General features: G+C 68.2%; 5 protein-coding genes. 1 reads left to right on the top strand and 4 read right to left on the bottom strand.

Going from position 1 to position 6,846, the window contains the following annotated elements; translation table 11 throughout:
• Positions 1-45 precede the first annotated feature (45 nt).
• Complete coding sequence (locus G6048_RS11145; protein ID WP_165339323.1) at positions 46-1,398, top strand: MFS transporter; 1,353 nt, start codon at positions 46-48, stop codon at positions 1,396-1,398.
• Between the two features lie 55 nt (positions 1,399-1,453).
• Here the strand turns inward: G6048_RS11145 and G6048_RS11140 are convergent, their stop codons facing one another.
• From G6048_RS11140 to G6048_RS11125, 4 genes are all read right to left on the bottom strand, one after another.
• On the bottom strand, positions 1,454-3,298 hold the full coding sequence (locus G6048_RS11140; protein ID WP_165339322.1) for a hypothetical protein: 1,845 nt from the start codon (positions 3,296-3,298) through the stop codon (positions 1,454-1,456).
• A 103-nt stretch (positions 3,299-3,401) separates the two neighbouring features.
• Positions 3,402-4,298 carry a carbohydrate ABC transporter permease gene (locus G6048_RS11135; RefSeq protein WP_165339321.1) on the bottom strand — a complete coding sequence of 299 codons (897 nt, stop codon included), beginning with the start codon at positions 4,296-4,298 and terminating at the stop codon, positions 3,402-3,404.
• Positions 4,295-5,206: a carbohydrate ABC transporter permease gene (locus G6048_RS11130; protein ID WP_165339320.1), complete on the bottom strand. Its 912-nt coding sequence runs from the start codon at positions 5,204-5,206 to the stop codon at positions 4,295-4,297. Before G6048_RS11130 ends, G6048_RS11135 begins: the two co-directional genes overlap by 4 nt.
• 133 nt (positions 5,207-5,339) lie before the next feature.
• Positions 5,340-6,665, bottom strand: a complete 1,326-nt coding sequence (locus G6048_RS11125; RefSeq protein WP_165339319.1) for an extracellular solute-binding protein — start codon at positions 6,663-6,665, stop codon at positions 5,340-5,342.
• Between the last annotated feature and the right edge of the window lie 181 nt (positions 6,666-6,846).

Genomic DNA, 6,846 nt, shown 5'->3' with positions numbered 1-6,846 from the left:
CCCCCCATCCCTGCTCAGCGGCCCCCGTCCCCCGAGGAGCACGCCGTGTCCGTCCCCGCCGCACCGCTCGACGCACCACCGGGCCAGCCGAAGAAAGCCGCCACGGCCGCCTGGATCGGCAGTGCCCTGGAGTACTACGACTTCTTCATCTACGGCAGCGCCGCCGCGCTGATCTTCCCGGAGGTCTTCTTCGACGAGTCGGACCCGGCCACCGCGACCCTGCTGTCGCTGGCCACGTTCGGTGTCGCGTACGCGGCCCGACCGATCGGCGCGCTGTTCCTCGGTCACTTCGGCGACAAGCTGGGCCGCAAGAAGATCATGGTCTTCACGCTGATGCTGATGGGCCTGTCGACGTTCCTCATCGGCTGTCTGCCCACGCGGGAGCAGGTCGGCACGCTGGCCCCCGTCCTGCTCGTCCTCTGCCGCATCCTGCAAGGCATCTCGGCCGCGGGTGAGCAGGCCAGCGCCAACTCCATGTCACTGGAACACGCGCCGCCGAACCGCCGCGGCTTCTTCACCAGCTTCACGCTCAGCGGCACTCAGGGCGGCCAGCTCCTCGCCACCCTGGTGTTCATCCCGGTCGCCGCGCTCCCCGAGGACCAGTTGCTGGCCTGGGGCTGGCGCATCCCGTTCTGGCTGAGCTTCGTGGTCGCCGTCGTCGGCTATGTCATCCGCCGTACGCTCGACGAGACCCCGACCTTCACCCAGCAGGCCGCCACCGAGGGCGTCCCGAAGATGCCGCTTGCCGTGCTGCTGCGCGAGCACTGGGCGGATGTGCTGCGGGTGGTCGCGGCCGCGCTCGTCGCCTCGGTGAGCACGATCTTCACCGTGTGGGCGCTGTCGTACGCGACCAGCGACTCGGTCGGCATGGACCGCACATCCATGCTGTGGGTGGCCGCCCTGGCCAACCTCGTCGCCCTCGGCGCGATCCCGCTGTGGGCCACCCTCTCCGACCGCATCGGCCGCCGTCCGGTCTTCCTGCTCGGCGCGGCCGGCAGCGCCGTGACGATGTTCGCCTACCTGTGGGCCATCTCCACGGGCTCGTACCCGCTGGTCCTGGTCCTCGGCATCGTCGCCTTCGGTGTCGTCTACAGCGCCGCGAACGGCGTCTGGCCCTCCTTCTACGGTGAGATGTTCACGACCCGGGTCCGCCTGTCCGGCATGGCGATCGGCACCCAGATCGGCTTCGCGATCGCCGGGTTCGCCGTCACCTTCGCCGCGCAGATCGCGGGCCCTGACGGCGACAACTGGTCGGCCGTGGCCCTCTTCACGGCCGCACTGTGCGTCCCGCCGGTCATCGCCGCGCTCACCGCACGGGAGACGCACAAGGTCCCGACGGAGCGGCTCGGCGAGCGAGCCGAGCAGGACACGACCGGCCGCGAGAAAGTGACCGCCTGAGCCTCGGGCAAGGCCCAGGCCTCACACGAGACCCGGGGCCAGCCCCAGGCCCAGGTCAGCGACGCGCACGGCGAACCAGCGTCAGTTCCGGTTCGCCGTGCGCGTCGGGCTCGCCGAGCATCGCCGTGAAGGCCTCGGTACGCACCGTCAGGCCTTCCGGCGAGCGCTCGCAGGTCACGCTCAGGGCCTCCGTCGCCTCCGGTCCGTAGCGCACCCCGAAGACGTCCAGGTCCTCCGGGGCGCCGGGGGCGGGGCCCGCTTCGAGCGCGGTGGTCGTCCGGATGTGGCTCCAGCCCTGGTCGGGGTTGCCGTAGCCACGTGGGTCGAGGGCGAGTTCGAAGGCCGCCTGTTGCTGGGTTACGTCGTGGCGGGCGTCGAAGCTGTCCGGGCTGCCGGCCGGCGGGTGCGTCATCCGGAGGTCACCCGCGGCCGTGACGGGCGGCAGTTCGCCGGTCCTGCGGAACCGGTCGCCCTCCGCGACGACGTACGGCATCCCGGCAAGCAAGTACCGTTCCCCGCCCAGCCGTTCGACGACGACCGTCATCCACAGCCGGGTGCCGTCCGTGACATACAGCGACTGGAGATGGCGCAGCACATGGTCCCGCCCGACGACGGGCTTGCTCACGAGCTTGGCCGCGAGGTCCCCGGAGCGGTGGTCCCGTACGCGGACCGCGCCCATCGGACGGCACAGCAGGAAGCCGTCCGTCACCGGCCCGAACCCGTGCTGCCGCTCGACGGCACCGGCCACCAGCACCGAGCCGCCCGTCTCGATCACGGTGGGTGTCATCCGGTCGTCGAACGACACGGTGACCGTGCCCGCCCGCAGTTGGTGGCAGGCGGGTTCCGTACGCGGTGCGCGGTGCCAGCGCGTGGTGTCCTGGATCTGCCACACGAGCATGAACGCGAAGTGCCCGTCCACGCCTCCGTCCGCCCCGACCGCGTGCCGGCCCCAGCGGGTGTCCCCGGCGTAGCGGCCGATGTCGGCGCCGATGCGAGCGCTGAAGTACCGCAGTCCCAGGACGGATTCGAAGGCGGAGTGCTGCTCGCTGTAGCGCGGCCCGCCGATGTCGAAGCCGCTTCCGGCCAGCCGTGCGTCGATATAGCGGGCGAGCGCCTCGCCGTCCTCGGCGAAGACGTCCTCGCCGCTGATCCGGTGCGCCTGGGCGAGGAAGGAGAGGGAGATCGGCCCGTAGTTGTTGTCGTACGCGCCGCCGTGCTCGGGAGGCAGCGGGGCACCCCGGTCCCGTATGCGACGGGCGCGGATCTCACTCACGTACACGTGCATCGCTCGCCGTCGTACCAACTCCCCTTCGTCCGGAGGGAGATGGCGGGCGAGCATCAGTCCGCCGACCACACAGCCGATGGCCTGGTTGGCGGCGTCCTGCGGGTTGAAGACCGTGGCCTCGGTCAGCCAGTGCCAGTAACCGCCTGCCACGTCGAGGAGTTCGCGGTACTGCTCCTCGTCGACCAGGCCGACCGCCGCGTCGAGCACGTTGACCGCCTGGAGCAGCGCCCACACGGTGCTCGGCCAGTCGCCGATGGGGTGCGCGCCGGGGGCCAGTACGTAACGCGCGTACGGCAGACCCGACTTGCGCATCGTCAGGTTCGGGTAGCCGGGGTTGTCCTCGGTGTAGACGCGTGCGCGCAGGTGGAAGGCGAGGCTGCGGCGGACGGCGTCCGGCAGGCGGGGGTCCTTGGTGCGGTGCCAGGCGAGCGCGAGCAGGGAGGTGATGCCGAGTGACGTGTCACCGATGTCGTCGGTGGCGGCCGGGTGTTCCAGGCTGCCGTCCGGGGTGAGCCGGGCCAGCGCCTGCTCGGTCACGTCGGCCAGCACACGGTCGTACGCGGCCGGATCGTCGGCCAGATCGTGCAACGGGCCGCGCTGATGCGGGAGATACAAGCTGTTCAGCCCTTCATGCCGGAGGTGGCCGGCGGGGCGGCCGGCCGGTCGGCGGCGCGGGCCGCCGCGCGGACGAACTCGTGGTCGAGCGGGGTGGGCTCGGTCAGTCCTTCAATCCTGCGTTGATGTCGGCGTTCATGACATAACGCTGGAACACCAGGAAGACGACGATCAGCGGAATCATGGAGACGACCGAGCCGCCGAGCACCACCGACCAGTTGATGTTCTGCGCGCCGACGAGGCTCTGGATGCCGATCTGCACGGTGAACTTGTCGGGGTCGTTGAGCATCAGCAGCGGCCAGATGTAGTCGTTCCACCGCCACTGGAACGACAGGATGGCGAGCGTCAGCATGATGGGCCGGGAGATCGGCACCATGATCCGCAGGAAGATCGACAGTTCACGCGCGCCGTCGATGCGGGCGGCCTCGACGAGCTCGTCGGGGACCGTCAGGAAGAACTGGCGGAACATGAAGCATCCGGTCGCGGTGAGCAAGGCCGGGAAGATGATGCCGGCCAGCGAGTTGAACAGGCCCAGGTCGCGAGCCACCAGGAACTGCGGAGCGAGCATGACCTCGCCCGGCAGCATCGTCGTGGCGAGGATGCAGATGAAGAACACCTTGAGCCACTTGTTGTCGTACTTGGCCAGCGCGTACCCCGTGCAGCAGCTGACTCCCACCGTGAGGATCGTCGCGACCACGGACACGATGGCCGTGTTGATGAAGTACTGGGAGAAGTTGGCGCTGTCCCACGCTGCCTTGTAGCCCGACAGGGTGGGGTCGTCCGGAAACAGCGACAGGGAGGAGAACAAGTCTCCCGCCGGTTTGAAGGAGCTGAGGACGAACCACAGCACCGGAAACCCGTAGACGGCCGCCAGGACCCACAGCAGTGTCGTCGCGGGCACCGCGCGCCGAAGCCCACCGCCGGCCGCGCCGGGCCGCTTCTTGGGAACTGCCCGTCCGGGCCCGGCGTCGACCTTGCGAGGCATGTCTGTGGTTGTCATCGGTTCTCCACCCGCCGGTTGACCATCAGCTGGATGATCGCGACGGCCATCAGGATGAGCATGAGCACGAACGACGCGGCGCTCGCGTAGCCGATCTGGCCCGATTTGAAGCCGGTCTGGTAGATGTACTGGACAAGCAGGTTGTTCGACGTTCCGGGCCCGCCGTTGTTGAGGGCGGCGAACAGCGGATATTCCTTCATCGCGTGGATCGTGTTGAGCAGGATGACGATGAAGGAAGTGGGCGCGATGCTCGGCAGTGTGATGTTGAGGAACTGGCGCCACGGACCGGCGCCGTCGAGCGAGGCCGCCTCGTAGTACGACACCGGTACGTTCTTGATCGCCGCGATGAACAGCAGCATCGAGAAGCCCGTCCAGGCCCAGGATGCCGCCACCACCACGACCAGCAGCGACAGATCCGCGTTCGACTGCCACGGAACGGCACTTCCGCCGAACTTCTCGATGAGGTGGTTGACCAGTCCGAAGTTCTCACCGAACAGCCACCGCCACAGGACACCCACGACGATGGGCGACAGAAGCCACGGGATGAAGAAGAAGACGCGGGCGACCGACATGCCCTTGGCGTGCTTGCTCACCAGTACGTTGGCGATGAGCAGCGAGAACACGAAGTTCAGCGGAACGAAGAGCACGGTGTACAGCAGCGTCCGGGTCAGCGCGTCGAAGAAGGTGGAGTCCCCGGCCAGGTTCTGGTAGTTGTCCAGTCCGACGAACTGGAACGCCCCCACGCCCGTGTAGTTCGTGAACGAGTAGACGAGCCCGATCACCGCCGGCCAGGCGAAGAACAGCGCGAAGAGCACGACATTGCCCGCGATGAGGACGAGCGGCGCGACGGTGTATTTACTCCGTCTCCTGGGCGGGCTCGCGGACACGTCCGGGGCGCGTTTGGTCATCTTCCTGACTCCGTGCTGGTGGAATGGGTTCCTGTGGGCTCAGGCCGTGAGCCCGGCATCGCGTGGGTCCCGAGACAGGCCCTGGGCCGGGCGGCGGTGTCTCGACCCCGCCGCCCGGCCCGTCGGCCTACGATCAGCCGCCGACCTGCTGGTTGTAGCCGGCCACGATGTTGTCCAGGGCCTTGTCGGCCGACTGCTGGCCGTTGATCGCCTTGCCGAGCTCCGTCGTGGTCGGGTCCTCGGTGAGGGTCTTGCCCTTCAGCGCCCAGTTCGTCTGCGCGGTGTTGAAGTAGCCGGAGACCGGGTCGTAGAGGGGGATCGATTCGTTGTAGAGCTTGAACGCCGCCTGCGCCGCCTCGGACTTGAAGGGGTACTTCGGGTTCAGGCCGGTCTCGACGGGCAGGAACCCGGACGCCTCGCACAGCGCCTGGTAGTGGGCCGGCTCGTACAGCCAGGACAGGAACTTCTCCGCGGCCGCGGCGGCGTCGCCGTTGTTGTTGAAGCCCACCGTCAGGCCGCCGCTGTTGACGTCGCTGGCCTGCACCGGCTCGGCGGGAGTCGGGACGCTCGCCCACTCGAACTTCGTGATGCTCTCCGCATAGGCGGCGACCTGCCATACGCCGGACCAGTAGGCGACGACGTCACCGCTCTGGAACATGGCCGACGGGTCGGCCTCGCTGGTCCACACCGACTTCGGCATGGTCTTGTCGTCGTTCCATCCGACGAAGGTGTTCACGGCCTTCTTGGTCGCCGCGTCCACCGAGAACTTGCCGGAGTCGTCGGCCTGGACGTACTTGCCGCCCATCTCGTACACCATGGCGCGGAGCCGGGACGGCGACGGGTCGAACGTCAGGGAGTACTTGGCGTTGGTTTTCTCCCGGACCTCGTCCGCCGCCTTGATGAACTCGGACCAGGTCCAGGTCTTGTCGGGCGAGGTCGGGTAGTCGACGCCGGCCTTCTCGAAGAGCGACTTGTTGATGAACATGCCGGACGCGGTGATGTCCGAGGGGATGGCCAGCACCTTCCCGGACGAGTCCTTGGCGACGAAGTTGCCGTTGATCTTGTTGCTCTTCTTGTTGGCGATGGACTTGAGGTCGATCAGCTTGTTCGCCCAGATCGGGTCCACCTTCGGCACCGACGCCACGTCGGGCAGGGAGTTCGCCTGCGCGGAGTTGCGCAGCTTCGCGTCGTAGCCGTCGTAGGGAATGTTGACGAGCTTGACCTTGACGCCGGTTTCCTTCTTGTACTGCGCCACCATCTTCTTCCAGCCCGCGTCCTGCCCCGGAACCGTGGAGATCCAGAACGTCAGCGACTTGGAGGTCCCGCCCGAGCCGGAGTCCGACCCGCCGCAGGCGGAGAGCAGCAGGGCACCTGCCGTGGCCACGGCAGCGAGGGGGACCAGGCGGCGTATGCCGCCGCGGCCGAGTCGGCGGGAGCGCCGCACACCCACAGTGGTCATCTTCGATCCCTTTTCGTGGTAGGGGACGGAGCACGGCGCCGACGGAGGCGGCACGGGTGCATTGTGCAAGAAAGTTCGCTTTCCGAGGGCGCGGCCTCACCCGGCCGCGTCATCCTGACGGGCGAGGGTCCCCGGCCACTGTGGCCGTCGCCGCACAAGCACGCCCTGGTGCGGTTGCCGT

The organism is Streptomyces ureilyticus, from assembly GCF_011045025.1.
GTDB classification, from domain to species: Bacteria; Actinomycetota; Actinomycetes; order Streptomycetales; family Streptomycetaceae; genus Streptomyces; species Streptomyces ureilyticus.
The sequence above is the reverse complement of the archived record's forward strand: the minus strand, read 5'-3'. Positions and strand labels throughout refer to the sequence as shown.